Raw genomic sequence first — 25,520 nt, forward strand, 5'->3', positions numbered from 1 at the left:
CAAGCCTAGATGGGCCCCGCCACGGGCTACCCCGCCAGGACGCGCGGCATCCCGGCCAACCGGCGCTAGGAAGTCTGCCCCTGCGCCCGCGCCGCGTCGTCGGCCACGTCCTCCTGGCTGCGGTTGGCGTCCAGGTTGGTCGTCAGGTTGGCCCGCATGCGCTCGACCTTGGGCGCGATCTTGACGGACGCCCGGTCCCGCTCCTTGCGCAGCGCCACGAAGCTGATCGGCGCCGAGAGGAGCAAGGCGAGCAGGATGATCCACATGCCGTTGGAGGCGCCCAGTCCGCGCGGGGCGAGGCCCGAGTAGACGAGGCCCCAGACGACCACGGCGCAGCCCACGAAGATTCCGAGGCGCATCAGCGTGTAGCGGAGCATCTCAATCCACTCTTCCGTTCCGAACAGTCCGAACATTGCCAAAGGGCACCGTCCAGTGAAGCACGGTCGGGGCCGGATCTTGCAGGGGGGTGTGGGCACTCGGGCGGAGTCAGGAGAGGGGCAGCAGCATGAAGACGTCGTCCCGGTCGTCGTCCGGCGCCACCCGGATCGCGCCGGGTACGCGGCCGACCTCCTTGTAGCCGCAGGAGGCGTAGAACCGCTCCAGGCCGAGCCCGCCGCGGCAGGTGAGCCGTATCGCCTCGACGCCCCCGAAGGTGCGGGCCGCGTCCGTGGCGGCCGCCATCAGGTCCCGGCCGTAGCCCCTGCCCTGGTGCCGGGGGTGCACCATCACCGTGTAGAGCCAGACCCAGTACGTCTTCAGGCGGTGCGTGTTGAAGCCGAAGAACGCGGTCGCGGCGAGCTGACCTGCCGCGTCGCGCCCGGTGAGCAGCCGCATCCGCCCGTCGGCCATCGCCGCGAGGTGCTTCACCGGCTCGGGGCGTATCGCCTCCCGCGTCACCGGTGCCACGAAGCCCACGGCTCCGCCGGTGTTGGTGACGTCGGTCCACAGGTCGAGGATCCCGTCGTGGAGGTCGGGAGTGACGGAGGGGCCGAGAGTGAACGTAAGGGACACCAGACAATCGTAGCCATTACCCATTACCCCTTACGGCAATGCGCGCGCCGCCACCCTCAGGTCGGAGAGCAGCCCCCGGTACGCGGTCTCCCGGTCGTCGGCGCGCAGCACGGACGACGGATGCACCGTCGGCACGAGCCGCTCCCGCCGCCCGTGGATCTCCTCCTCCAGCACCGTCCCGCGCACCTGCGTCACCCGGAACGACGACCCGAGCAGCGCCTTCCCGGCACTCGCCCCCAGCACCACGATCAGCTCGGGCTCCACGACGGCCAGCTCGGCGGCGAGCCACGGCCCGCAGGCGGTCATCTCGCGCAGGGTCGGCGCCTTGTGGATCCGGCGCTTACGGGGCTCCGCCTGCGTGAACTTGAAGTGCTTGACGGCGTTGGTGACATACGCCTCGCCGGGATCGATGCCGGCCTCTTCCAGCGCCCGGTCGAGCAGCTTCCCCGCGGGCCCGACGAAGGGCTTGCCCTGCCGGTCCTCCTGGTCCCCGGGCTGCTCACCGACCAGCATCACCCGGGCGTCCGCCGTCCCGGCGCCGAACACGGTTTGGGTCGCGTCTCGGTGCAGGGGGCAGCCACGGCAGTCGGCGGCGGCCCGGCGCAGAGCGGGGAGGCCGCCGCGGTCCGGGACGAAGGGTTCGGCTGTGTAGGCGTCCTCGGGAGACATGGGGTCCGAGTACCCGCCGTAGGGGCTCGGACCTCATGTCGTCCGCGGGTGTGTGGTGGCTGGTCGCGCCCACGCGGCGGAGCCGCATATCGATACAGCCCCGCGCCCCTGGGCCGGACCACTCCCCGTCGGCTGAAAACTCACACCCTCATCGGCTGCGGCGACTCCCGGCGTGCCGGGTCGGGCCCGTCGTACTCGCGGATGATCTCGTACCGCGTGTTCCGCTCCACCGGCCGGAACCCCGCGTCCCGGATCAGGTCCAGCAGGTCCTCGCGGGTCAGCTTGTTCGGGGTGCCGTAGTTGTCGGCGTCGTGCGTGATCTTGTACTCGACGACCGAGCCGTCCATGTCGTCGGCGCCGTGCTGCAGAGCGAGCTGCGCGGTCTGGACGCCGTGCATGACCCAGAAGACCTTGACGTGCGGGACGTTGTCGAAGAGCAGCCGGGAGACGGCGAAGGTCTTCAGGGCCTCCGCGCCGGTGGCCATCTGCGTACGCGCCTGGAGGCGGTTGCGTACCTTGCCGTCCTGCACGTCCACGAAGTCGTGCTGGTAGCGCAGCGGGATGAAGACCTGGAAGCCGTTCGTCTCGTCCTGCAGCTCACGCAGCCGCAGTACGTGGTCGACCCGGTGCCGGGGCTCCTCGATGTGGCCGTACAGCATCGTGCACGGGGTCTTCAGACCCTTCTCGTGCGCGAGCCGGTGGATCCGCGACCAGTCCTCCCAGTGGGTGCGGTGGTCGACGATGTGCTGCCGGACCTCCCAGTCGAAGATCTCGGCGCCGCCGCCGGTGAGGGACTCCAGACCGGCGTCGATGAGCTCGTCGAGGATCTCGGCGGCGGACAGCCCGCTGATCGTCTCGAAATGGTGGATCTCCGTCGCCGTGAAGGCCTTCAGGGAGACGTTCGGGAGAGCCGCCTTCAGCTCGCGCAGCGAACGCGGGTAGTAGCGCCACGGCAGGTTCGGGTGCAGGCCGTTGACGATGTGCAGCTCGGTGAGGTTCTCGCCCTCCATCGCCTTGGCGAGCTTGACGGCCTCCTCGATGCGCATCGTGTACGCGTCCTTCTCTCCCGGCTTGCGCTGGAAGGAGCAGTACGCGCAGGAGGCCGTACAGACGTTGGTCATGTTGAGGTGGCGGTTGACGTTGAAGTGGACGACGTCGCCGTTCTTCCGCGTCCGCACCTCGTGCGCGAGGCCGCCCAGCCAGGCCAGGTCGTCCGACTCGTACAGCGCGATGCCGTCCTCGCGGGTCAGCCGCTCACCGGCCCGGACCTTGTCCTCCAGCTCGCGCTTGAGCCCGACATCCATGCTGTTACCTCTCCCTACGACAGATTCGTCAACGGTACGCCTATGCCTCTTCTAGACCTCTTCGGGGAGCTCTCCGACACGGTTCTCCCACTTGGTGGAGAGCACGATGGTGGTACGGGTCCGGGAGACGCCCTTGGTCCCGCTGAGCCGCCGGATGATCTTCTCCAGCCCGTCCACGTCGTTGGCCCGCACCTTGAGCATGTACGAGTCGTCGCCGGCGATGAACCAGCAGTCCTCGATCTCGCCGAGGTCCTTCATCCGGGCGGCCACGTCCTCGTGGTCGGCGGCGTCCGAGAGCGAGATGCCGATCAGCGCGGTGACGCCGAGGCCGAGCGAGGCGGCATCGACGGTGGCGCGGTAGCCGGTGATGACGCCGGCCGCCTCCAGCCGGTTGATGCGGTCGGTGACGCTGGGTCCCGACAGACCGACGAGGCGCCCCAGCTCCGCGTACGAGGCCCGGCCGTTCTCCCTCAGGGCCTGAATGAGCTGCCTGTCCACCGCGTCCATGCGATCGAAGCCTTCCGATGAAGAGGTCTGAGACTGGTTCTTGCTGACGTACGGAGGTGAGGCCCAGGCACCGTCAAGTGGCCCGTGCCCCGCCGATGTCGCCCTTCCAGCGGCGGTAGAGCCGGTGCTCGACACCCGCCGCGTCGAGGACCCGTCCGGCGACGAAGTCGACGAGGTCCTGGATGTGGGTCGCGCCCGCGTAGAAGGCGGGCGAGGCGGGCACGACGGACGCGCCCGCGTCGTCCAGCGTCACGAGATGCCGGAGTGTCTGCCCGTTGAGGGGACTCTCTCGCACGGCCACGACGAGCGTGCGCCCCTCCTTCAGGGTCACGCTCGCCGCCCGCTGCAACAGGTCCTTCGACAGACCGAGCGCGACGCCCGCGACACAGGCGGTGGAGGCGGGGACGATGAGCATGCCCTTGCTGCGGTACGACCCCGAGGACGGCCCCGCGGCGAGGTCACCGGCGTTCCAGTACCGCACGGGCGCGATGTCCACCTCGAAGGTCCCGGGCTTGCCGTCGGCCCCCCGGGACAGCCATTCCCGCAGGTCGTCCTGCCAGTGGGCGTCCCGGAAGGAGATCCCCGTCTCGTCCATCAGCGTGAGTCGGGACGCCCGGCTGACGACCAGGTCGACGCTCTCGCCGGCATCGAGGAGTGCGCGCAGCACGGACGCGGCATACGGGGTGCCGGAGGCGCCGGACACCCCTACGATCCAAGGCGTACGCCGCGTCTCCCCTGGCTTGACTGGGTTCACACCCCCGAGCCTATCCGGCGTCGCAGGGTGGGAACCGGCCAAGGGGTCCGGAGCGTTCCCCGGAGGGGACGAGTGAGCAATGGGGGTTGCCATGTCGGATACCGAGCTGGAGTGGTCGGGCCGCCATCGGGTGCAGGCCGCGGCCAAGCTGATCGTGGGCTGGGTCGCGCTGCTGTGGCTGCTGGAAGTGGTGGACGTGATCAGCGGCCACGCGCTGGACGGGCGCGGCATCACCCCGCGCACTTCCTCCGAGCTGGTCGATGTCGTCCCCGCCGCCTTCATCCACTTCGGCTTCGCCCATGTGGCCGCCAACAGCGTCCCGCTGCTGGTCATGGGCTTCCTCGCGGCTCTCGGCGGCCTGCGCCGGTTCGCCGCGGTGTGCGCGCTGATCATCGTGGCGGACGGCCTGGGCGTGTGGCTCATAGCCCCGGCGCACAGCAACACGGCGGGCGCCTCCGGGGTGGTCTTCGGCCTCTTCGGCTTCCTGCTGGTCAGCGGCTTCGTCGAGCGCCGGCCACTCGGCGTCGTGGTCGGCCTGCTGGTCGGCGCGGTCTGGGGCGGTTCGATCCTGGCGGGCCTCGCGCCCACGCAGACCGGTGTCAGCTGGCAGGGCCATCTGATCGGCCTGCTCGCGGGCGTGGCGGCGGCGTTCTGGTTCCGCCGCCGGACCACGGCTCCGACGCCTATACGGTGAGCCCGCGCACCAGCAGATCCAGCAGCGCGCACACGAACAGGGCAATGCCGATGAATCCGTTGACCGAGAAGAACGCCCGGTTCACCCGGGACAGGTCATGCGGGCGCACGATCGAGTGCTCGTACACGAACGCCGCCGCGACGATCAGCAGGCCGAACCAGAAGAAGGTGCCCGCGTCCGTCGTCACCGCGTACCAGACGAACAGCCCCGTCGTCACGGCGTGGCAGACCCGGGCCGCCCAGATCGCCGCCGGGATGCCGAAGCGGGCCGGGACCGACATGACGCCGATCTCGCGGTCCGTCTCGACGTCCTGGCAGGCGTAGATCAGGTCGAAGCCGCCGATCCAGATGCCGACCGCGAGGCCGAGGACGACCGCGTCCCAGGACCAGGAACCGGTGATCGCGAGCCAGCCGCCGACCGGACCCATCGCCTGGGCGAGGCCCAGGATGGCCTGGGGGAAGTTCGTGAAGCGTTTGCCGTAGGGGTAGACCACCATCGGGATCACCGCGATGGGGGCCAGGGCCAGGCACAGCGGGTTGAGCAGGGCCGCCGAGCCGAGGAAGACCACCAGGGCGATCAGCGCGCCCGTCCAGGCGTGCCGCACCGACATCGCGCCGGTCACCAGCTCGCGGTGCGCCGTCCGGGGGTTACGGGCGTCGATCTCACGGTCGATGATCCGGTTGACCGCCATCGCGAACGTCCGCAGGCCCACCATGCAGATGGTGACCAGGAGGAGCCGGCCCCAGTGCATGTTCCGGTCCAGCTGGAACATCGCGGTGAGAGCCGCGATGTAGGCGAAGGGCAGCGCGAACACCGAGTGCTCGATCATGACGAGGCGCAGGAATGCCTTGGTGCGCCCCGGTTGGGGGATCGCGGCGGAGGCGCTGCTCACAGCCCGTACTCCTTCCAGCGGCTGCTGACTTTCGCCGCCGTCTCCGGATCGGACTCCACCATGTCGGGCCAGCCGCCGTCGCGCGTGTAGCCCTCCTCGGGCCACTTCCGCGTCGCGTCGATCCCCGCCTTGCCGCCCCAGAACTGCTGGTAGGAGGCGTGGTCGAGATGGTCGACCGGTCCTTCCACGACCGTGAGGTCGCGCGCGTAGTCCGTGTTGCCGAGCGCGCGCCACGCGACCTCGTGCAGATCGTGCACGTCGCAGTCGGAGTCGACGACCACGATCAGCTTGGTCAGGGACATCATGTGCGCACCCCAGACCGCGTGCATCGTCTTCTGCGCGTGCTTGGGGTACTTCTTGTCGATCGAGACGATCGCGCAGTTGTGGAAGCCGCCCGCTTCCGGCAGGTGGTAGTCCACGATGTCCGGAATGATGATCTTCAGCAGCGGGAGGAAGAACCGCTCCGTCGCACGGCCGAGGGGTCCGTCCTCCGTCGGGGGCCGGCCTACCACGATCGACTGCAGCAGGGGTCGGCGGCGCATGGTCACGCAGTCGATCGTCAGGGCCGGGAACGGCTCCTGCGGGGTGTAGAAACCGGTGTGGTCGCCGAAGGGCCCCTCCGGCAGCATCTCGCCGGGCTCCAGCCAGCCCTCGAGGACGACCTCCGCCTGCGCCGGCACCTGCAACGGCACCGTCTTGCAGTCGACCATCTCGATCCGCTTGCCCGCGATGAACCCGGCGAAGAGGTACTCGTCGATGTCGCCGGGCAGCGGGGCGGTGGACGCGTAGGACACGGCGGGCGGGCAGCCGAAGGCGATGGCGACCGGCAGCCGCTCTCCCCGCCTCGCCGCCACCTGGTAGTGGTTGCGGCTGTCCTTGTGGATCTGCCAGTGCATGCCGATCGTGCGCTTGTCGTGGCGCTGGAGGCGGTACAGGCCGAGATTGCGGACGCCGCTCTCCGGGTCCTTGGTGTGGGTGAGCCCCAGGTTGAAGAAGGAGCCGCCGTCCTTGGGCCAGGTGAAGAGGGCCGGGAGCCGGTCGAGGTCCACTTCCTCACCCTGGAGCACGACCTCCTGCACGGGCGCGTTGTCGGACTTCACCTTCTTCGGCGGTACGTGCGTCATCGCGCCGAGCTTCCCGAATGCCTCGCGGACACCGACGAAGCCGTGCGGCAGTTCGGGCTTCAGCAGCCCGCCGATCTTCTCGCTGATCTCCTCGTACGACTTCAGGCCCAGCGCCTTCAGCAGCCGCCGGTCGGTGCCGAAGACGTTCATCGCGAGGGGCATGGACGCCCCCTTCACGTTCTCGAAGAGGAGCGCGGGGCCGCCGGACTTCTGGACCCGGTCGACGATCTCCCCGACCTCCAGATACGGATCGACCTCGGCCTTGACGCGCTTGAGGTCGCCTTCGCGTTCCAGTGCCCTGAGCAGGGAACGAAGATCGTCGTAAGCCATGCGTTCCAGTATCGGGCACGCACTACGCTGGAGGCGTCACCGGGGTCGCGGGCCCCGGGCGGGCAACTCCGAGGGGGTCCGATTACATGCTCCGGGTGCTGATGTTCCTCGTGCCGCTGGCACTGAGCGTCTACGCGTTCATCGACTGCATCAGCACGGACGAGAAGGACGTCCGTCACATGCCGAAGCCACTGTGGGCGATCCTCGTCCTGGTGTTCCCGCTGGTCGGTTCGATCTCCTGGATCATCGCGGGCAAGAAGCGCAGCCCCGCCGCCGAGGGTTGGTCCGGCGTCCGGGACAACCGCAGCCGACGGTGGGTCGCCCCCGACGACAACCCCGACTTCCTGAAGTCCCTCGACGACGAGGACGGGAAGCAGGGCGAGAACAAGCGGGACGAGACCTGACGCGCGAGACGTGACGCAAGGTCCCCTTCGCGCCCTGTCGTCCGCCGGCGATGCCTACAGGTTGTACGCCGGCCTGCCTCCCGAAGCGGACAATGCGCCCCTGGGTCGGGGCCGGTCCTGACCGGACACTTGGCTCGCATGACGACTGCTCCCCCGGTTCCGCCGACCCCGTCGCCCCCGCCTACGGTGACAAGGTCATCGCCGTCGAGCCGGCGGGCTCCGAACCCATTCCCGACGCCGGCGGTCGGGGTCGCGCCCTCAGGGGCGACGCTCGCCGCGGAGTGAGCACGCCCCCAGGCGAACCGTCAGGCCGCCGAGGACGGCAGGGCGCGGGCGAACGTCTCGAGGGCTGCGAAGTCGTCGTCGCGCAGGCCGAGCCGGGGGTCCACATGGTGGAGGAGGGCGGGGCCCTCGTGACGCGCCGCCACGAGGGCCCGGTCGGCGTCGCCGAGGTCGTCGTCGACCCAGGCGAACGGTCGGCCGGCGGCGTGCGCCACCAGGTGGCGGGTCTTCCAGAACGTGCCGGCCGGTCCCGCGTCGTGCATCGTGGGCCATTCCACCACGGGCAGCTCCGGCAGCCCAACGACCGGCGCGATGAAGGCGTTGGCGTCCGTGCCCCAGGTGGTGGCCCACACCAGGTCGTACCGCTCGCCCAGCTCCAGGAGCCGCCTCCCGTGCCCGGCGTTGAGCCAGACCCGGAGCGGCTTCACGAAGGCCCGGGGCGTGCCGTGGTGCTGGGCGATCCAGCCGTCCGGCTTCATACGGTGGGTCGAGTAGCCGGCGGGGCGCCGCGTGGGCTTGGCGGCGTACGGGTTCAGCGGTCCGTCGACGTCGAGGTAGAGCAAGGGCCGGGACACGGGGCTGCTCCTCTCCTCGCGCGGCACGTCACCACGCGAGGAGCCTAGCCCCGCCCCACGCCCCGGGCCCCTGCTTTTATCCGGTGCCCGGCCCGCCCTCACGTCGGAGGAATCCGCCCGTCCGTGACGCGCCAACCGCCGCCACCTCCTGCGGTGTCCCTTCGGCCACCAGCGTGCCCCCGGCCGTGCCGCCCTCGGGGCCCAGGTCGATCAGCCAGTCGGAGGCGCGGATGACGTCGAGGTTGTGCTCGATGGTGATGACGGAGTGGCCGGTGTCGACGAGGCGCTGGAGTACGTCGAGGAGGCGGGCGGTGTCGGCGGCGTGCAGGCCGGTCGTCGGTTCGTCGAGGAGGTAGAGAGTGCGGCCGGATGCTCTGCGCCCCAACTCCTTGGCGAGTTTGAGGCGTTGGGCCTCGCCGCCGGAGAGGGTGGTGGCCGGCTGGCCCAGCGGTAGGTAGCCGAGGCCCACGTCCGCCAGCCGTCCGAGCCTCGTCGCCACCGGCGGGAGATCCTGGAACACCGTCAGCGCCTCCGCCACCGTCGCCGCCAGCACCTCGGCGATGTCGTGGCCCTCGTAGCGGACCGCCAGCACCTCGGGGCCGAAGCGGCGGCCCCGGCAGGCCGGGCAGGTCACGTCCACCGGCGGCAGGAAGTGCATGTGGACCGACAACACCCCGGCGCCCTCGCAGCGTTCGCAGCGGCCGCCTGGGACGTTGAAGGAGAACGCGCCGGGCGACAGCCGTCCGCCCGACCTCGCCGCGAAGGCCTCCCGGATCGGTGTGAACGCCTCCGAGTAGGTCGCCGCGTTCGAGCGCGGGAGGCGGCTGACCGGCTCCTGGTCGATGGTGACGACCTTGTCCAGGTGCTGCCAGCCGTCGATGCCGTCGTGCTCGCCCGGCGGATCGCCCGCGCCCCGGAAGCGGCGCCGGGCGGCCCGGTCCAGCACCTCCAGCAGCAGCGTCGACTTGCCAGAGCCCGACGGGCCAGTGAACGTCACCAGGCGGTCCAGCGGTATCCGTACGGTCAGGTCCTTGAGGTTGTGGGCGCGGGCGCCTCGGATCAGCAGGGCGCGCTCGCCGCTCCCCCGGCCCATCGACAGCGGCGCGGGCAGCCGACCGGACAGATACGCCCCGGTCACCGAGTCGCCCTCCGTCGCCGCCACTTCCTCCGGCGTCCCCTGCGCCACGATCCGGCCTCCGTCGCGGCCCGCCCCGGGGCCGACGTCCACCACATGGTCCGCCGCCCGCAGGACGTCCAGGTCGTGCTCGATGACCAGCACCGTGTTGCCCAGGTCCCGCAGCCGGTGCATGACGTCGATCAGGCGGGCGGTGTCCGCGGGGTGCAGCCCGATGGTCGGTTCGTCGAGGACGTAGAGCATGCCGGTGAGCCCTGAGCCGAGCAGGGCCGCCAGCCGCAGCCGCTGCGACTCGCCCGCGGAGAGGCTCGGCGTCGGCTGCTCCAGGGTCAGATAGCCGACCCCGACGTCGACGAGTCGCCGTACCCGTTCGTCGAGGTCGGCGACGACCGGCTCGACGAACAGCCACTCGTCGGGCGAGACCTTCTCCCGCAACTGGCCCAGCCACTGCGCCAGTTCGTCGAGGGGCAGGCGTGCCGCCTCCACGATCGACAGGCCGTGCACGGTGACCGCCCTGCTCTCCGCGCGCAGCCGGGCGCCCCCGCACTCCCCGCAGGCTTGCTTCACCAGCCCCTGCTTCTCGGTCCTCTCCCGGTACTCGGCGTCCTGGATGCGCTCGGCATAGCGCCGCATCAGCGCCGTCGCCACCCCCTCGAACCGGCCCGCGGTGACCGTCGCGGGCGGCCGCACGCCGGGGAAGTGACGCCGGAACTTTTCGCTCTCGACGCCGTGGAACAGCAGGTCCCGCTGCTGGTCGGTCAGTTGGTCCACCGGCGTGTCCGCCTCGAAGGTGAAGCCGTAGTGCGCCGCCGCCCGCCGCAGCACCGGCACATTGTGCTCGGTGAGCTTCGCAGGCCAGCCGAGTACGGCGCCGTCCGCCACCCCGCGCCGGCCGTCGACCAGCCGCCGCACGTCCGGCCGGATCACCTCGCCGAGTCCGGTGCAGGCCGGGCAGGCGCCGGCGGGCTTGTTGAAGGAGAAGGAACCCATCACCAGTTCGGGCACGGGGGCGCCACAGTGCGGGCAGGGGACGGACCCCGCCTCCACGTCGTTCTCGTCATACCCGTCGTCCCCGTACGTGTGGGCGGGCGGTACGCGCTCCCCGCAGCCAGCGCAGACCCGTACCCCGATCCGCGACCACAGCAGCCGCAGGTACGTGTACACGTCGGTCACCGTGCCGACCGTGGAGCGCGGACTGTGGCCCGTGGGGTGCTGGTCGACGCTGATCGACGGCGACAGGCCGGTGATCGAGTCGACCGAGGGGCGGCTGTGGCGGGCCGTGGGCACGCCCCACGACTCCATGTACTGGCGGTGGCTCTCCCGGTGGAGTGTGTCGAGGGCGAGGGTGGACTTGCCGGAGCCGGACAGGCCGGTCATGACGACCAGCTTCTTCTTCGGGATGGTGAGAGTGACGTTCTGAAGGTTGTGCAGACGGGCGCCGTTGACGTGTATGCAGTCGTCGTCCATGCCTTCAAGTTTTTCATTGAAGTGCGCCGTTGAGACTTTTGCCGCGTCTGCGCTGTACGGCTGGGCGTAACCTTCAAATCGATGAACAGCCACGAGCGGCTCCGGCCCGTCGACCTGGCCCGGCTCGCCGGTGTCTCGGCGCAGCAGATCCGCAACTACGAGGAGGCCGGCGTTCTGCCCCCGGCCGCGCGGACCGCGTCCGGCTACCGGACCTTCGGGGACGTGCACCGCCGGGCGCTGCTGACCTACCGGGCGCTGTTGGAGGGGTACGGGCCGGCGACGGCGGCCCAGGTCATGCGGGCCGTGCACACCGGTGACGCGCCGGCCGCGCTCGCCCTCGTGGACGCCGCGCACGCCGCGCTGCACGAGGAGCGGACGGCGCTCCGGGCGGCCGGCGAGGCCCTCGAGACCCTGGCCCGCGAGGAGCCCGAGGCGCTCCCCCGCTCGGGCCTGCGCATCGGTGAGGTGGCCGCGCTGCTCGGCGTACGCAGGTCCGCGCTGCGGGTGTGGGAGGCGACCGGGCTACTCACGCCGGGGCGGGAGCGCGGTACGGACTACCGCGTCTACCGCCCGGCCGACGTCCGCGACGCCCGGCTGATCCACACCCTGCGCCGCGGCCACTATCTCTTCGACCAGATCCGGCCGGTCCTGGAGGGGCTGCGCCGGGAGGGCAGCAGTGAGGCGTTGCGTACGGTGATCAGGGCGCGCGGCGAGACGCTGACGGCCCGCACCCGGACGATGCTGGCCGGGGCGGGCCGTCTGGACGGTTACCTCAGCGCAGTCGCGACGACGACAGGATCGACAGCAGGTGGGCCGGGACCATCACCCACGTGATGACCGCCAGCGCGCCCAGCGCCCAGCGGGTCGGCTCGATGCCGCCGGTCACCGCGTCCGCGATGGCCGCGGCCAGCAGTACCAGCGACGCCTCGATGCCGTTCGTCACCCGGTGGATCTTGAAGGTGACGGCGAGACGCCGGACCGCTGCGCAAGGAGTACGACACGCACGCGCGCCGGTACCTGTGGGGTCGCCACTTCTGGTCCGGCTCGCACTTCGCCGGATCGTGCGGCGGGCCCCGCTGACTGTGGTCAAGCAGTACACCGAGCGGCAACAGCGTCCCGTGGGCTGAGGACAACAGTGCGGACCCATGCGAACATGCGGGTCAGAACAGTGTCGGGATGCGCATGACCGTTCTTCCATCTGCCGGGGCCCAACTGCCGCTGGAGTGGCGGTGGTCGGCACGGGTTACTCGACCTGTTACGGAGGTTTCCCGACGGGGCTTATGGACATTTCGCGGTGGATTTCGACACCGTCACCGTCATGCCTGAGACCCCGGAGGCCCTCGCCTTCTACGCCACCCAGAGCACCTTCTCCGACCCGGGCGATCTCGCCCGCCACTACGCCGACTTACCGCGAGATCCCGCCCAACTCGCCCGTATCGCCCGTGACTTGCTGATCCACCGCGTCGAAGGCGACCTCTTCGGCCACACCCACCCGGCCGACCGCCTCCACAACGACGCCGAGTCCCGCTACATCGACGACATCCTGCGGCTCGTCGTCGAGCGGAACGCCGCCGCGCTGTCCGTGCGGCGCGAGCCCGGCGACCGGTTCGTCGGGACCTGCCGCGACTTCACGCTGCTGCACTGCTCGTTCCTGCGCCACGCCGGCATCCCGGCCCGGCTGCGGTCCGGCTTCGCCGACTACTTCGGCACCACCGGCTTCCACGGCGACCATGTGGTCACCGAGTACTGGGACGAGAAGCAGGGCTGGCTGCTGGCCGACGCCCAGCTGACCGACCCGGCCGTCACCGCCAACTGGCCGGTGGACTTCGACCCGATGGACGTCCCGCGTGACCGCTTCCTCGTCGCGGGCGAGGCATGGCGGGCGATCCGTGCGGGCGGGGCCGACGAGACGACCTTCGGGCTGCACCGGCCGGAGGACGGACCCTTCTGGGGCGAGCGATTCGTGGCCGGCGACATCCGCCTCGACCTCGCCGCCCTCAACAAGGTCGAGACGCTGCTGTGGGACGTATGGGGAGAGGACGAGGGCGAGCCCGGGTCGCCGCTGCCGGAGTCGTCGCGCGAGTTCTACGACCGTGTCGCCCCCGTCATCAGCGGCGAGGTCTCCTTCGAGGCGGCGCGGAAGCTGTTCGCCGAGGACGACATCCTGCGCACCCCGCAGACGGTGACCTGCTACGCGCCGTTCAACGGCCAGAGCCTCGTCACCCTCCGCTGAGCGCTCCGCTGGAGGCGCGGTGATGCTGCGTCCCGCGCCCCTTACGGGGCACGATTCCGCGCCGGACTTCGCCAAGGCCGCTTAGGCCACCGTCCGCAACCCACCATCCACCGCCGGTCTCAACCCCCGCACCACCCGATGCGCACAGGCCGCCGCCAGCAGCTCCCCCAGCAGATCCGGATCGCCGATCTCCAACCCGCAACGACTCGATCCGCTCCAGCCGCTGGTAGAGCGACTGGCGGCCGATGTGCAGCAGGGCCGCCGTCCGCGTCGGCGAACAGCCGTTCCGCAGATGCACCTCCAGCATCCGCACCAGGTCGCTGGCATGCGCGGCCTCCCACTCCAGCAGCGGCCCCAGCGCATGCTGGACCATCCCGGCGAGCCGCTCCCGGTTGGCGTCCACGCCGCCCCGCGTCAGCTCCCGCTCCAGGGCGAGGGCACGCGAGGACGTCACCAACGGCCCCTCGGGTACGGCGGGTTCGGCGGGTTCGGCGGCCGGCACGGTCAGCGCCAGCTCCAGTGTCATACGGGCCGCCCGCAGCGTGTCGCTCCAGCGCAGCCAGCCACCACCAGCGGCGACGGCATGCCCGACCGCGACGGTGAGTCCGGGCACGGGAACCTCCAGGGGCGCTGACAGTTCGTCCGGCTGCGGGCTGCCGGGAGAGTACTTTCCGCACGTTGCCCTCGTGTTTCGCCCATTGGAGAGTGAAGACATGGATCAGGAACAGGCACGGACGTGGCTCACCACCGCCGTCGCGGAGGCCCGCGCCGGGCTCGCCGAGGGCGGCATCCCGATCGGCGCCGCGCTCTACGGCCCCGACGGCACCCTCCTCGGCCGCGGCCACAACCGGCGTGTCCAGGACGGCGACCCCTCGATGCACGCGGAGACGGCGGCGTTCCGGGCGGCGGGACGGCAGCGGACGTACCGCGGGACGACGATGGTGACGACCCTCTCGCCGTGCTGGTACTGCAGCGGACTGGTCCGGCAGTTCGGGATCTCGCGGGTGGTGATCGGCGAGGCGGCCACGTTCCACGGCGGGCACGACTGGCTCGCCGAACACGGCGTGGAGATCGTCCTGCTCGACGATCCCGAGTGCATCGAGCTGATGCGCGACTTCATCGAGAAGAACCCGGACCTGTGGAATGAGGACATCGGTGTGTAGGACCCCTGGCCCCCGTATCCCCACGATCGATCTGAAGCCCTGGCTGGACGGCGCCCCGGAGGTCCGCGCGCAGATCGCCCGTACCGTCGACGACGCCCTCCAGACCGCCGGATTCCTACTGGTCACCGGCCATGGCGTGTCCCCGGCCCTGCGCGCCCGCATCCGCGAGGCCGCCCGCGCCTTCTTCGCGCTGCCCGTCGGGGTGAAGCAGCCGTACACCGCGAAGGTCGGCGGGCGTGGATGGCTCGGTCCCGGCGCCGAGGCCAACGGCTACTCGGAGGGTACGGAGACCCCGCCGGACCTCAAGGAGTCGCTGACCTTCGCGACCCACGAGCCTTTCGACGACCCGGTGGTCAACGCGGAGTGGTACGCGCCGAACGTCTGGCCGGCGGAGGTCCCCGAGCTTCAGTCGCTCTGCGAGGAGTACCTGGCGCGGATGGCCGACCTGGAGAAGGAGCTTCTCTCCCTGCTCGGCGAGGCCCTCGGCCTTGAACCCGACTTCTTCGCACGGCACATGGGCCACCCGACATACGGCTTCAACATCAACTGGTACCCGGGCACGGAGGTCGTCGGCGACCCGCAGCCGGGCCAGTTCCGCATCGGCCCACACACCGACTTCGGCACGGTCACGATCCTCGACCGGCAGGCGGGCAAGGGTGGACTGCAGGTCTACACGGACGAGGGCGGCTGGGAGGACGCGCCCTACGACCCGAATGCCTTCACCATCAACATCGGTGACCTGATGGCCCGTTGGACGGGGGATCGGTGGCGGTCCGGTCGGCATCGCGTCCTGCCCCCGCCCGCCGACGCGCCCGCCGAGGAGCTGATGTCCCTGGTCTACTTCGGGGAGTGCACGCCGGGCACGCTCGTGGAGTCCGTGCCGGCGCCGGTGGGGCGGGTGGCGTACGAGGCGGTCGACTCGCACGTGTATCTGCGGGAGAAGCTGGACTCGATCACGGTCGGCTGAGCGGCTCGAATACCGGCTGCGCGGAGATCGCCGTTCCGGTGGACACACCCGAGCGGCGGCCCGGACACTTGCCTGATGAACAGTGGAGGTGTCCTTGACTCCTGAGGAGACGTCAGGAGCGGTCCTCGTGGATCAGACCATGATCGCCGACGCCGCCCGTCTGCTGCAGAACGTTCCCTGCGGTGGTGCCTTCGGGACCTACATGATGAACAGCGGATTCGACCCGGCGCTGGCCGCGCAATTGGTGGTACGACTCCGCCGGGTGCCGGTGACGAACGCCGAGCGCCTCGCCGATCTCTCTGCGCTCTGCGATGCGCTGCTGCTCTACGACAAGCTGTACGTCCTCCGCTGCGAGACCCCGCCGGACGCCGAGGACCTCGAACTGCGCAACGCCCTCATCGACCTCGGCATCGTCGAGGAGATCGACGTCGCCGCGCACGGCCCGGCCATCGCGGACGAACTCGTGGCGTACCTGGGCACGACGAACGGCGAGACCGTGTCGCCGCTGCTGGAGGACGTCGCGGCGGTCGTGCGGGGCAGCCTCGCCGACGAGGACGAGCCCGGGATGTACAGCACAAGCCGGCCTTCATCAACTGTGTGCGCGCCGCCCAGCTCTCCCTGCTCCTGCTCCAGCTCCCGTACTGGCCGCTCAGCGAACTGGAGCCCCAGGAACTGAAGGTCACCGCACGGCACCGGCGGCTCAGCTGGTACGTGCCCATGCTGGCGGCGGAGCCGAGCGACAAGCGTTACGTCCAGCTGCTGACCTATCTGGGGTCACGGCGCAGCCTCTACGCGAGGATGTTCGCCGAGCCGTCGCCCGGGGAGCAGGACGTGACGAACCTCCTCTGGTCGGCCAACTGGCGGGCTCTGCTCCTGTCGAGGATGGCGCTGCGTACCCTCCTCACCGCCCTGCGATCCGGTACCGCTGTCGAGGCGTCCGAGGAGACGACCGCCCGTATGGTGGAGTTTCTGGTGACCGGGTACGAGCGGACCGTATGCGACAACACGGCCGCGCTGTTGACTACTCGCGGATCCACTCGCCCACTGGATATCGGGTCCCTGGTGATCGACGACCGGATCCCCGACGAGCTTCAGGAATCCCGTGAGCTCTTCGAACTGGTCAGGACCGAGCGGCCCGGCCTCGTCCGGCTGGCGGCGAGCAAGCAGGTCTCCGCCGTGCTCGCCCGAAACGCCAAGCTGAGCGGCTATGACTTCGACTGGGCCGTGGCCCATGCCCTCGCCGCCCCCGACCCTGACTCCTAGACGGGAGCCAACACCGCGTAGTCCGCGAAGCTACGGCGATACCGCGTGTGCCGCGTCTCCTGCGTGTGCCTGCGCTGCCACTCCTCCACGTCCTCCGGCGCCGAGCACGGCCCCGACGTCGCCCCGCAGTCCGACTCCTCGCCCGAGACACAGCGGGCCTCGTACTCCGGTTCCGCCGACGCGTCCTGCGTGATCGAGTACGGCACGTAGCGGAAGACACGGCGGCCGGTGGAACGGTCGTTGGCCGCCCGCACCCCCGCGCTCAGCCGCTCCTCCGGCGTCGCCGGCCTGATCCTTGTCGGGTCCGCCTCCCACTCCCGGCCGCCGCCGACCGGGCGCAGCAGGACGTAAGGCCCCTGCCGGGCCTGGTACTCGCCGACCCTGCTCAACCGCGGGTCGTAGACGAGCGTTCCCGGTTCCATCCGCTCAGGCATGTGCAACTCCCGACACCTTCCGTAACTCTGGGTGTATCGAGCGTCGCGCAGGGGAACGGTCCGCATCAACGCCTGACGCGTGCCAGTCGTCCACTGTCACGGAGGGAGAGAGCGAGCCTGTGAGCCGACGTAACGCCGAAGGGGGCTCGGGGGTCACCACGGCCGCCGTGTTCGGCGAGGTGCTGAAGCACTTCCGCGAGGCCGCGCTGCTCTCCCAGGAGGGGCTGGCGAAGGAGATCCCCTGCGACCGGTCGCATGTGGCGCGGGTGGAGGCCGGGACGCGGGTCCCGCAGGACACGTTCGCCAAGAAGTGCGACGAACTGCTGGGCACGGGCGGGGTGTTGGCGCGGCTGTGGGACCGCATCGACTGGTATCCGCAGGTGGAGCATCCGGACTGGTTTCGGCGCAGGGCCGAGATGGATGAGGCGGCGGTGGCCCTGCGCGAGTATCAAGAGCGCGTCTTCCCAGGGCTGTTGCAGACGCCTGATTATGCGCAGGCGCTGTTCAGCCGCCGGGGCACGGATGCCGACGAGGTCGCCTCGCGGGTCACGGCGCGACTGAGTCGACAGCAGCGCTTCCTGGCCGACGACGGCCCGATGTACGTCGCTGTCCTGGACGAGAGCTGCCTGCGCAACGCAGTGGGGAGCCCGGAAGTCATGCGCGGCCAGTGCGAACATCTGCTGGCCGTCGGACGACGCCCCAACATCCGCATCCAAGTGGCCCCATCAGGCCTCTTCGGCCTCATCCGCCCACGAGGTTCCATGTCGTTGATCGAGCTGCCCGACGAGCGATGGGTGTACTCGAAGTCCCTGGACCGTGGCCACTTCAACAACGATCCGGCCCTCTACCGGCGCCATCTCCAGACCTATGATGTGCTCAGGGCGGACATTCCGTCAGCCCGCGATTCCGCCGCTCTGATCAGCGACGCGATGGAAGGGTACGAGCATCATGGACAGGCACGAGCTCCGCGCGGCGACCTGGATCAAGAGCAGCTACAGCGACGACAACGGCGGCAACTGCATCGAGATCGCCCCCGATTTCCCCAACGTCGTCCCCGTCCGCGACAGCAAGACTCCTGACGGCCCGGTCCTGATCGTCACCCGCACCGCCTGGTCAGCCTTCACCTCCACACTGACACTTTCGTAACCGAACGGACATCACGCGACCTAGTCCGAACCAACTCCCCCTACTTACCCTGGCGTTGGAGACGCTTGGGGGGACAGGGGGAGAAGCGTTGGGCAGACGTTTGCACGGGCGTGGGGCGTTGTTCGAGACGGATCCGGCCGGTCTCGCTCCGCGGCTCGTGGGTCTGCGTCCGCATCACCACCGGGCCGTGCCGGCCGAGCATCCGCAGGAGCTGCCGTTCCTCGTACTCACCGGCGGGCGCGGGCTCGGTAAGACGGCTGTGCTGCGGGAGCTGCGGGACGGGTACAAGGGGCATACGCCGGTCGCGATGGTCGACTGTGAGGACGCCGAGTTCGCGGCGCCCCCTGCCGGGCGGCCCGCCGAGGCATGGTCGCCGGTGTCGCAGGCGCTGCTCGTCGTCGCCGAGCAGCTCGCCGAGCCGGTGACCGGTGCCGGGCGGATCCAGTTCCCGCGGCTGATGTCGGGGCTCGTCGCGGTGGCCGCCGGTGGGTGGGGGAACGCCGACTCGGAGCGGATCCGGCGTGAGGTGGAGCGGATCCTGCTGCTGAACGAGAGCGGGTCGTGGATCACCGGCATCGCGGGGCGGTGGGCGGGGCGGGTCGCCGCCAAGGTGGTGGCGGCCGTGACCGGCGGCGGGCCGCTGACCTCGGCGGCCGTCGAGGCGACCCTGGAGTCCATCTCCGACGGCTTCGTGAACCGGCGTACCCAGCGCGCCTCCACCTGGTACCGCGACTATCCGAACGCGGGCGGCAATCCCCGGCGCGGGCTGATGCTGCTGTCCGACCACTTCCGGGCCGGCGGTACCTCCCGTGAGCACGCCGAGCAGTATCTCGTACGGGCGCTGCTCGCCGACCTGTCGGAGGCCTACGCGGGCGTACTGCCGCGTATGCGTCGGCTGGGGCGGCCGCTCGTGCTCGTCGACAACGCGCAGAGCGCGCCCGGGGCGGGGCTCGTCGACGCCGTGCTGCGGGACCGGTCCGAGGGCATCGCCGACCAGGTCGTCTTCGTCGCCGCCCTGCGCGGCGACGGCCGGCCCGCCCTGCGCACTAAGGGGCCGGTTCGAACAGCTCGACGAGCCGTTCGAAACGGGCCCGCCACCCCTGCTCCGACTCCACGTCCCCCTGGAACTCATGGGTGAAGCGCAGGGCCGCCCCCTCGTCGCCGTCCCGTTCCAGGTGGAAGCGGATCCGGCCGCCGCCCTCCACCGTGTACTCGGCGACCCGCTCCACGTCCCACGCGGTGATCCGCCCACTGCCGAGGTCACGCAGGGTGACCGCGCCGCCGAGGTGGGGTTCCAGGACGTCGGCCGGGGTGCACCAGGCGGCGAGGCCGTCCCGGGTGGCCAGTGCGGGCCAGACCTTCTCCATGGGCCGAGGAAGCCGCACCAGGAAGTGCAGGATGTGCGTGTTCCCGTGGGTCCGGCTGGTGCCCTGTTCGATGGAACCGGTCATAGCTCCAGCCTGACCCCGCCGGCGGCGATGTGCACCCCTTACGGCCGCTGACCTGCCTTGTCGCGCTCAGAACCCGACGGACTGGAGCGCCCCCAGGCCGACGTCGGCGTAGGAGTGCTTGCCGGAGACGAAGATGTTGACGCCGTAGTAGTTGAACAGCCAGCAGCCGAAGCCGATCAGGCCCAGGTAGGCGGCCTTGCGGCCCTTCCACCCGGCCGTGGCGCGGGCGTGCAGGTAGCAGGCGAAGGCGACCCAGGTGATGAACGACCAGGTCTCCTTGGGGTCCCAGCCCCAGTAGCGGCCCCAGGCGTCGCCCGCCCAGATGGCGCCCGCGATGATCGTGAACGTCCACAGCGGGAATACGGCGGCGTTGACGCGGTAGGCGAACTTGTCGAGGGACGCCGAGGCGGGCAGCCGGTCCAGGACCGAGTTCGCGAAGCGGCCGGGGGTGCCGCCGCTCGCGAGCTTGTTCTCGTACGAGTCCTTGAAGAGGTAGAGCAGCGTGGTGACCGCGCCGACATAGAAGACCGCGCCGCACAGGATCGCCGTGGAGACGTGGATGTACAGCCAGTACGAGTGGAGGGCGGGAACCAACTGGTCACTGGCGGTGTACAAGACAGTGACGGCGAGGCCGAGATCGAGGAGGACCGTGGTGATCAGGAACAGCCCCAGCCAGCGTACGTTCTTCTTCAGCGCGAGCAGCGTGAGGTACACACCGACGGCGACGGTGGAGAAGGTGATGTTGAACTCGTACATGTTGCCCCACGGCGCCCGCTGCACCGAGAGAGCCCGCGCGAGCACACCACCGAACTCGACGAGGAAGGCGAGCACCGTGAGCGAGATGGCGATACGCCCGTAGAGGTCGCCCTGCTCGTCCCCGCCGTGCGCCCCGGGCCCGTCCGGCACATCGCGGGAGCCGGCCGCGGCCCGCACGACGACCTTCGGCCGCTCCAGTACGGCGGTGGAGCCGCCCTCCTTCACGGTGACGGCGGGGGCGCCGGCCTTCTGCGTCCTCGCCTTCGTCGCGGTGAGCGCGGCGGCCGTGCGGCCTACCTTGCTGCGGCTGCCGAGGAGCCATTCGGCGATGTACGCGAAGAAGGCCAGGGTGTACACGGCCATCGCGGAGTAGATCAGCGTATTGCTGAGGCTCGCGAGATTCTCGTTGGTCGCGGCGGCGAGATCGGTTGCGGCGGCGAGAGTCACTTCTCAGACCCTTCGGCAGGTACAGCGGGGTGGGTTGGATCGGGGACGTCGTCGGGGTCGGGGGCGGGGTCGGGTACCCCCGGCGCCTGCTCGTACAGGATCCCGGCGAGGTCGCCGAGCTCCTCGGGCACCTTGGCGGACTCGCTGCGGCCGAGCCCGGCCATCTCGACGACGGTCACGCCGTCGGGACCGGCGGTGGCCCGCACCCACACCCGTCGGCGCTGGATGAACAGGGAGGAGGCGAGACCGAAGATCGCGGCGATGGCGCCGGCCAGCGCCCAGCCGCTGCCGGGCTGCTCGGTGACCTGGAAGTTCGCCCACTCCTTGGTGCCCTCGTAGGTGACCGAGCCGGCACCGTTCGGGAGCGTCATGGTCTCCCCGGGCCGCAGGTTCTCCCGCATCTGCTCGCCCTTGGAGTCCTTGAACTCCTTCATGTGCGACTTGTCGAGCTGGTACACGCTCTGCGGGATGCCCGAGTTGACGCCCAGGTCGCCGTGGTAGGGCTCCAGGTTCAGCACCGGGTTGAGCAGCGCCGGGAAGGTGGAGGACACCTCGTTGCCCACCGTGTAGGTCGGCAGGAGGAAGGCCTGGAAGCCGAGCTGCTCGGTTTCGCCCTTGGCGTTCTTGTAGCCGTCGAGGACCTTGACCACACCGGAGGAGGTGACGTTGGAGTCGAGCGGCAGCAGCGGCACCGCGTCGCGGAAGACGACGTCGCCCTTGCCGTCCCGGACGGTGATGACGGGGGCGTAGCCGTGGGCCGTGAGGTAGACCTTCGAGTCGCCGATCTCCAGGGGGTGGTTGACCTTGACGACGGTCTTCTTGTCCTTGCCGTAGGCGCCCTCGGCGTAGGTGAGGGAGGCCTGGTAGGTGCGCGGGGTGCCCTTGTTGGGGCCGGAGACCTCGTAGGTGCCGGCGAAGTCGTTCAGGGTGAAGCTGAACGGCGTCAGGTCGTCGGTGGAGAAGAGGTTGCCGGACTTGAAGTCGTCGTAGCCGATCAGGGTGTTGGAGAAGCCGTTGCCCTCGACGATGAGCTTGTTGCCCTCGGACTTGAAGAGCTGGCCCCAGGCGAAGGCGATCAGCATCACGATGAGGGCGATGTGGAAGACGAGGTTGCCGACCTCACGCAGATAGCCCTTCTCGGCGGCGACGGCGTCACCGGCGATGGGGGCACCTCCCACGTCCTCAAGACTGTGGGGGAGGGCGCGGAAGCGGCGCTTCTTCAGCAGGGCGAGGGCGGCCTCACGGACCTGCTCGGGTTCGGACTCGGTGCGCCAGGTCGTGTACGCGGGCAGCCGGGTCAGCCGCTTGGGCGCGCGCGGCGGGCGGCTGCGCAGCTGGCCCACGAACTGCCAGGTGCGGGGCACGATGCAGCCGATGAGGGAGACGAACAGCAGGATGTAGATCGCGGAGAACCACACCGAGCCGTAGACGTGGAAGAGGCCGAGCTTTTCGTAGATCGGCGCGAGGGTGGGGTGGGCCTTCTGGAAGTCGGCGACCTTGGTCTCGTCCTGGCCGGTCTGCGGGATCAGCGAGCCCGGGATGGCTCCGAGGGCCAGCAGCAGAAGCAGCAGCAGGGCCACCCGCATGGAGGTCAGCTGCCGCCAGAACCAGCGGGCCCAGCCGATGACACCCAGGACGGGCAGGTTGGGCGAAGCGTCCACGGGCGCCGTGGACAGCTGGGAGCCGGCGGTACCGAGGTCCTGGTCCGTGGCCTCGTCAGGCGCGGTGGTCTTGGTCATCGATCAGATCCCCACAGTGAATCCGGCGGACCAGGACTGCATGTCCTGTACGAGGCTGTCCCAGGCGCCGGTCAGCAGCAGCAGACCGGTGACGATCATCATCGTGCCGCCGACCCGCATCACCCAGACATAGTGCCGCTTGACCCAGCCGAAGGCGCCGAGCGCCTTGCGGAAGGCGACCGCGGCGAGCACGAAGGGCACACCGAGGCCGAGGCAGTAGGCGACGGTCAGTATGGCGCCGCGGCCGGCGCTCGACTGCTGCGAGGACAGGGCGAGCACGGAGGCGAGGGTCGGGCCGATGCAGGGTGTCCAGCCGATACCGAAGAGCGCGCCGAGCAGGGGGGCGCCGACCAGTCCGGTCACCGGCTTCCTGTGGAAGCGGAACTCCCGCTGGGTCATCCATGGCATCAGCCCTATGAAGAACACACCCATGAGGATCATGAGCGCACCCAGCACCTTGGACAGGACGCCCTGGTGCTCCTGCAGGTTGTTGCCGAAGTAGCCGAACAGGGCCCCGCTGGAGACGAACACGGCGGTGAAGCCGAGGACGAAGAGGGAGGCGCCCGCGACCATCCGGCCGCGCCGGGCCTCGGCGAGGTCGGTGCCGGTGACGCCAGTGACGTAGGACAGGTAGCCGGGGACCAGCGGCAAGACGCACGGCGAGAAGAAGGAGACGAGTCCGCCGAGCAGCGCAATGGGCAGAGCGGCAAGCAGGGCGCCGTTAAGCACCGTGCCGTTGTAGCCCTCCGCTGCGAACGTGGTGACTGCGCTCACGTCACTTCTCCGCGAGGACCGGGGCGATCATCTTGCGCAGTTTTTCCTCGCTGAGCGCGGCCAGCGAGCGGGCCGCGATCTTCCCGTCCCGGTCGAGGACGAGCGTGGAGGGGATCGCCTGCGGGTTGAGCGTGCCCTTCTCGAAGCGGAGCATCAGCTTGCTGCTCGGGTCGTACAGGCTGGGGTAGGTGACGCCGTACTGCTTCTCGAAGGCGAGGGCGCTCTTGACCTGCGGGTCGGCGACGTTGATGCCGACGAACTGAACGCCCCGCGGCTTGAGGTCCGTGTAGACCTTCTCGAGGTTGGCGGCCTCGGCACGGCAGGGGGCGCACCAGGATCCCCACACGTTCAGGACGACGACCTTGCCCTTGAAGGATGAGACCGCGAGCTGCTTGTCGTCGATGGTCTTGCCGGACAGGTCGGGGGCCTGGTCGCGCTTGCCCTTCTCGACGGTGGAGATGCCGTCCTTGCCCATCACGAAGTTGGTGTCACCGCCACCCCCGGAGACGCCTCCCGAGGAGCACGCGGAGACGAGCAGTGCCGCGAGGGCGGCACCGGCGGTCGTCAGGGCGGCGCGACGCGAGCGGGTCCAGGCGGTAGGGCGCAGGGGGGTGCGGCTGGCGGCACTCATGTGAAAAGTTTCGCATGCCCGTTCTGAGGATCTTGCGCACCCCCCTCACGGGCGCAAGACCGCATTTCAGGCAGCGTTCTGCGAGCTCCCGGAAGGGCTCGCAGGGGTGTCCTTCAGGAAGGCGTTCCAGCCCCCGGCCGGCTCCTGCCCCACATCGAGCGTCCGCAGCTTGGCCAGCACCTCGGGCTCCTGTACGTCCATCCAGTCGACGAACTGCCGGAAGGAGACGAGGCGTACGTCGGCGCCCTTCTCCTTCTCCGCGGCGATGTGCTTGAAGGCCTGCTCGACGGCGTCCATGTAGATGCCGCCGTTCCACTGCTCGAAGTGGTTGCCGACGAAGAAGGGGGCGCGGTTGGTCTCGTAGGCCCGCCGGAAGCCCGCGATGTAGGCGTCGCCGGACTGCTTGCGCCAGGCCGGGTAGTTGTAGGAGGGCGCGTTGGTCGAGTTCACGGACTGGTTGGCGAGCATGTTGTAGTCCATCGAGAGGACCTCGAAGCTGCGCCCGGGGAAAGGTATCTGCTGAAGCGGCAGATCCCACAGGCCCTCCTTCTTCACCGGCCACACCTGGCGCCCGCCCGGCGAGGAGGCGTCGTAGCGCCAGCCCAGTTCGCGGGCGGTGGGCAGCAGGCTGTCCTGGCCGAGGAGGCAGGGCGTACGGCCGCCGATGAGCTCCTTGTCGTAGTCGAAGGGCAGCGCGGGCAGCTCTGACCACCCGGTGTTGGTCCGCCACTCCTTGACGAAGCCCTTCGCCTGCTGGATCTCACTGCGCCACTGCTGGGGCGTCCAGTTGCCGACGCTGCCGGTGCCGGCGCAGAAGTGGCCGTTGAAGTGGGTGCCGATCTCGTGGCCCTCGAGCCAGGCGCGGCGGACGTTGGCCAGTGTCGCCTTGACGTGGCCGTCGGTGAGGTAGCCGATGTCGGAGGCGCCGCGCGGGTTGTTCGGGGGGTCGTAGAGCCGCTTCTTCGACTCGGGCAGGAGGTAGAGGCCCGAGAGGAAGAAGGTCATGCTCGCGCCGTGGTCCTTGGCCAGGTCCAGGAAGCGCGGGAAGAGGCCGTTGCCGACCTCGGCGGCCCCGTCCCAGGAGAAGACGACGAACTGGGGCGGGGTCTCGCCGGGTTCGAGGGGCTTCGGGGCGGCGGGCTGACGCGGCTGCTTGCCGGTGTACGAGGTGGAACCGTCACCGAGGGGCCGGGCGGGGTGCTTCTGGGCGCCGGGCCGGTTGCCGCCGGAGTTCCCGGAACCAGTTTCCCGGTTCGACCCGTCTGACGGCGTGAGGGTGCCGCATCCCGCGAGTCCGAGGGCGGCGGCACCGGCACCGAGTCCGAGTGCTCCCCTTCGAGTGAGAGTGCGCATTGCATCCCCGTTCGT

30 protein-coding genes and 1 pseudogene are annotated in these 25,520 nt (G+C 69.9%); 12 read left to right on the forward strand and 19 right to left on the reverse strand.

The genetic code is table 11. The features are described from left to right. Positions 1 to 65: 65 nt before the first annotated feature. From AQJ91_RS11600 to AQJ91_RS11625, 6 genes are all read right to left on the reverse strand, one after another. Entirely contained in the window at positions 66 to 377 is a 312-nt protein-coding gene (locus AQJ91_RS11600; RefSeq protein ID WP_067019488.1) for a DUF4229 domain-containing protein, read from the reverse strand. 109 nt (positions 378 to 486) lie between these two features. Continuing rightward, complete coding sequence (locus AQJ91_RS11605) at positions 487 to 1,011, reverse strand: GNAT family N-acetyltransferase (protein WP_067019275.1); 525 nt, start codon at positions 1,009 to 1,011, stop codon at positions 487 to 489. Positions 1,012 to 1,041: 30 nt separating this feature from the next. Beyond that, complete coding sequence (locus tag AQJ91_RS11610) at positions 1,042 to 1,680, reverse strand: UdgX family uracil-DNA binding protein (RefSeq protein WP_067019278.1); 639 nt, start codon at positions 1,678 to 1,680, stop codon at positions 1,042 to 1,044. A 140-nt stretch (positions 1,681 to 1,820) separates the two neighbouring features. After that, positions 1,821 to 2,984: an aminofutalosine synthase MqnE gene (gene mqnE / locus AQJ91_RS11615; RefSeq protein ID WP_067019281.1), complete on the reverse strand. Its 1,164-nt coding sequence runs from the start codon at positions 2,982 to 2,984 to the stop codon at positions 1,821 to 1,823. Between the two features lie 51 nt (positions 2,985 to 3,035). Next, a complete protein-coding gene (locus AQJ91_RS11620; RefSeq protein ID WP_067019284.1) occupies positions 3,036 to 3,491 on the reverse strand; it encodes an Lrp/AsnC family transcriptional regulator in 456 nt (151 codons plus the stop codon). 73 nt (positions 3,492 to 3,564) lie between these two features. Then, positions 3,565 to 4,245, reverse strand: coding sequence for a UbiX family flavin prenyltransferase (locus tag AQJ91_RS11625; RefSeq protein WP_079084832.1), 681 nt, complete (start codon positions 4,243 to 4,245; stop codon positions 3,565 to 3,567). A 91-nt stretch (positions 4,246 to 4,336) separates the two neighbouring features. Here AQJ91_RS11625 and AQJ91_RS11630 point away from each other — a divergent pair, with 91 nt between their 5' ends. Continuing rightward, complete coding sequence (locus AQJ91_RS11630) at positions 4,337 to 4,939, forward strand: rhomboid family intramembrane serine protease (RefSeq protein WP_067019291.1); 603 nt, start codon at positions 4,337 to 4,339, stop codon at positions 4,937 to 4,939. Here the strand turns inward: AQJ91_RS11630 and mqnP are convergent. Then, entirely contained in the window at positions 4,929 to 5,831 is a 903-nt protein-coding gene (gene mqnP / locus AQJ91_RS11635; RefSeq protein WP_067019294.1) for a menaquinone biosynthesis prenyltransferase MqnP, read from the reverse strand. The two genes, AQJ91_RS11630 and mqnP, sit on opposite strands and share 11 nt — an antisense overlap. Then, entirely contained in the window at positions 5,828 to 7,285 is a 1,458-nt protein-coding gene (locus AQJ91_RS11640; protein ID WP_067019296.1) for a menaquinone biosynthesis decarboxylase, read from the reverse strand. The genes mqnP and AQJ91_RS11640 overlap by 4 nt, the downstream gene beginning before the upstream one ends. 86 nt (positions 7,286 to 7,371) lie before the next feature. Between AQJ91_RS11640 and AQJ91_RS11645 the strand changes: the two genes are divergently transcribed. Further along, positions 7,372 to 7,689 carry a PLD nuclease N-terminal domain-containing protein gene (locus tag AQJ91_RS11645; RefSeq protein ID WP_067019299.1) on the forward strand — a complete coding sequence of 106 codons (318 nt, stop codon included), beginning with the start codon at positions 7,372 to 7,374 and terminating at the stop codon, positions 7,687 to 7,689. Positions 7,690 to 7,994: 305 nt separating this feature from the next. On the opposite strand, the gene AQJ91_RS11650 is transcribed toward AQJ91_RS11645, so the two are convergent. Both AQJ91_RS11650 and uvrA read right to left on the reverse strand, forming a co-directional pair. Next, positions 7,995 to 8,546 carry an HAD domain-containing protein gene (locus AQJ91_RS11650; protein WP_067019302.1) on the reverse strand — a complete coding sequence of 184 codons (552 nt, stop codon included), beginning with the start codon at positions 8,544 to 8,546 and terminating at the stop codon, positions 7,995 to 7,997. A 76-nt stretch (positions 8,547 to 8,622) separates the two neighbouring features. Next, entirely contained in the window at positions 8,623 to 11,148 is a 2,526-nt protein-coding gene (gene uvrA / locus AQJ91_RS11655) for an excinuclease ABC subunit UvrA (protein WP_067019305.1), read from the reverse strand. Positions 11,149 to 11,229: 81 nt separating this feature from the next. On the opposite strand from uvrA, the gene AQJ91_RS11660 reads away from it, so the two are divergent. Continuing rightward, positions 11,230 to 11,982, forward strand: coding sequence for a MerR family transcriptional regulator (locus tag AQJ91_RS11660; RefSeq protein ID WP_067019307.1), 753 nt, complete (start codon positions 11,230 to 11,232; stop codon positions 11,980 to 11,982). Here AQJ91_RS11660 and AQJ91_RS49135 read toward each other — a convergent pair. Then, positions 11,921 to 12,091, reverse strand: coding sequence for a hypothetical protein (locus AQJ91_RS49135; protein ID WP_234382040.1), 171 nt, complete (start codon positions 12,089 to 12,091; stop codon positions 11,921 to 11,923). The genes AQJ91_RS11660 and AQJ91_RS49135 overlap by 62 nt on opposite strands. A gap of 38 nt (positions 12,092 to 12,129) precedes the next feature. Here AQJ91_RS49135 and AQJ91_RS58730 point away from each other — a divergent pair. After that, positions 12,130 to 12,275, forward strand: a pseudogene (locus tag AQJ91_RS58730) (transposase); the annotation flags it as partial. Between the two features lie 191 nt (positions 12,276 to 12,466). Next, positions 12,467 to 13,381 (forward strand): transglutaminase-like domain-containing protein, encoded by a 915-nt coding sequence (locus tag AQJ91_RS11670; protein ID WP_067019491.1) that lies wholly within the window; start codon positions 12,467 to 12,469, stop codon positions 13,379 to 13,381. On the opposite strand, the gene AQJ91_RS11675 is transcribed toward AQJ91_RS11670, so the two are convergent. Continuing rightward, the gene (locus tag AQJ91_RS11675) at positions 13,368 to 13,994 is read right to left on the reverse strand and encodes a helix-turn-helix domain-containing protein (protein WP_234382085.1); all 627 of its coding nucleotides are present in this window, start codon (positions 13,992 to 13,994) and stop codon (positions 13,368 to 13,370) included. The genes AQJ91_RS11670 and AQJ91_RS11675 overlap by 14 nt on opposite strands. A gap of 100 nt (positions 13,995 to 14,094) precedes the next feature. Between AQJ91_RS11675 and AQJ91_RS11680 the strand changes: the two genes are divergently transcribed. The 4 genes from AQJ91_RS11680 to AQJ91_RS11695 all read left to right on the forward strand — a co-directional run bounded on the left by AQJ91_RS11680 (position 14,095) and on the right by AQJ91_RS11695 (position 16,774). After that, the gene (locus AQJ91_RS11680; protein ID WP_067019313.1) at positions 14,095 to 14,544 is read left to right on the forward strand and encodes a nucleoside deaminase; all 450 of its coding nucleotides are present in this window, start codon (positions 14,095 to 14,097) and stop codon (positions 14,542 to 14,544) included. Then, positions 14,525 to 15,511 carry an isopenicillin N synthase family dioxygenase gene (locus AQJ91_RS11685; RefSeq protein WP_067019315.1) on the forward strand — a complete coding sequence of 329 codons (987 nt, stop codon included), beginning with the start codon at positions 14,525 to 14,527 and terminating at the stop codon, positions 15,509 to 15,511. The genes AQJ91_RS11680 and AQJ91_RS11685 overlap by 20 nt, the downstream gene beginning before the upstream one ends. Positions 15,512 to 15,638: 127 nt before the next feature. Further along, positions 15,639 to 16,187, forward strand: coding sequence for a hypothetical protein (locus AQJ91_RS11690; RefSeq protein ID WP_067019317.1), 549 nt, complete (start codon positions 15,639 to 15,641; stop codon positions 16,185 to 16,187). Continuing rightward, positions 16,109 to 16,774: a hypothetical protein gene (locus tag AQJ91_RS11695; protein WP_067019320.1), complete on the forward strand. Its 666-nt coding sequence runs from the start codon at positions 16,109 to 16,111 to the stop codon at positions 16,772 to 16,774. The genes AQJ91_RS11690 and AQJ91_RS11695 overlap by 79 nt, the downstream gene beginning before the upstream one ends. On the opposite strand, the gene AQJ91_RS11700 is transcribed toward AQJ91_RS11695, so the two are convergent. Then, the gene (locus tag AQJ91_RS11700; protein ID WP_079084838.1) at positions 16,771 to 17,196 is read right to left on the reverse strand and encodes a DUF7848 domain-containing protein; all 426 of its coding nucleotides are present in this window, start codon (positions 17,194 to 17,196) and stop codon (positions 16,771 to 16,773) included. The two genes, AQJ91_RS11695 and AQJ91_RS11700, sit on opposite strands and share 4 nt — an antisense overlap. A gap of 131 nt (positions 17,197 to 17,327) precedes the next feature. Here AQJ91_RS11700 and AQJ91_RS11705 point away from each other — a divergent pair, with 131 nt between their 5' ends. The 3 genes from AQJ91_RS11705 (at position 17,328) to AQJ91_RS11710 (ending at position 19,492) form a co-directional block, all read left to right on the forward strand. Next, positions 17,328 to 18,287 carry a helix-turn-helix domain-containing protein gene (locus tag AQJ91_RS11705; protein ID WP_067019324.1) on the forward strand — a complete coding sequence of 320 codons (960 nt, stop codon included), beginning with the start codon at positions 17,328 to 17,330 and terminating at the stop codon, positions 18,285 to 18,287. Next, positions 18,235 to 18,354 carry a DUF397 domain-containing protein gene (locus AQJ91_RS55415; protein ID WP_234382076.1) on the forward strand — a complete coding sequence of 40 codons (120 nt, stop codon included), beginning with the start codon at positions 18,235 to 18,237 and terminating at the stop codon, positions 18,352 to 18,354. Before AQJ91_RS11705 ends, AQJ91_RS55415 begins: the two co-directional genes overlap by 53 nt. 88 nt (positions 18,355 to 18,442) lie before the next feature. Further along, the gene (locus AQJ91_RS11710) at positions 18,443 to 19,492 is read left to right on the forward strand and encodes a hypothetical protein (protein WP_324617989.1); all 1,050 of its coding nucleotides are present in this window, start codon (positions 18,443 to 18,445) and stop codon (positions 19,490 to 19,492) included. On the opposite strand, the gene AQJ91_RS11715 is transcribed toward AQJ91_RS11710, so the two are convergent. The 6 genes from AQJ91_RS11715 to AQJ91_RS11740 form a co-directional block, all read right to left on the reverse strand. Continuing rightward, a complete protein-coding gene (locus AQJ91_RS11715; RefSeq protein ID WP_067019327.1) occupies positions 19,401 to 19,805 on the reverse strand; it encodes an SRPBCC domain-containing protein in 405 nt (134 codons plus the stop codon). The two genes, AQJ91_RS11710 and AQJ91_RS11715, sit on opposite strands and share 92 nt — an antisense overlap. A 66-nt stretch (positions 19,806 to 19,871) precedes the next feature. Continuing rightward, complete coding sequence (ccsB, locus tag AQJ91_RS11720; protein WP_067019329.1) at positions 19,872 to 21,008, reverse strand: c-type cytochrome biogenesis protein CcsB; 1,137 nt, start codon at positions 21,006 to 21,008, stop codon at positions 19,872 to 19,874. Beyond that, positions 21,005 to 22,747, reverse strand: coding sequence for a cytochrome c biogenesis protein ResB (gene resB / locus AQJ91_RS11725; protein ID WP_067019331.1), 1,743 nt, complete (start codon positions 22,745 to 22,747; stop codon positions 21,005 to 21,007). Before resB ends, ccsB begins: the two co-directional genes overlap by 4 nt. 3 nt (positions 22,748 to 22,750) lie before the next feature. Continuing rightward, complete coding sequence (locus AQJ91_RS11730; RefSeq protein ID WP_067019333.1) at positions 22,751 to 23,521, reverse strand: cytochrome c biogenesis CcdA family protein; 771 nt, start codon at positions 23,519 to 23,521, stop codon at positions 22,751 to 22,753. Position 23,522: 1 nt separating this feature from the next. Beyond that, a complete protein-coding gene (locus AQJ91_RS11735) occupies positions 23,523 to 24,152 on the reverse strand; it encodes a TlpA family protein disulfide reductase (RefSeq protein ID WP_067019334.1) in 630 nt (209 codons plus the stop codon). 66 nt (positions 24,153 to 24,218) lie between these two features. Further along, positions 24,219 to 25,505 carry a polysaccharide deacetylase family protein gene (locus AQJ91_RS11740; RefSeq protein ID WP_067019335.1) on the reverse strand — a complete coding sequence of 429 codons (1,287 nt, stop codon included), beginning with the start codon at positions 25,503 to 25,505 and terminating at the stop codon, positions 24,219 to 24,221. Positions 25,506 to 25,520 lie beyond the last annotated feature (15 nt).

This window comes from Streptomyces dysideae (assembly GCF_001514305.1).
GTDB classification, from domain to species: Bacteria; Actinomycetota; Actinomycetes; order Streptomycetales; family Streptomycetaceae; genus Streptomyces; species Streptomyces dysideae.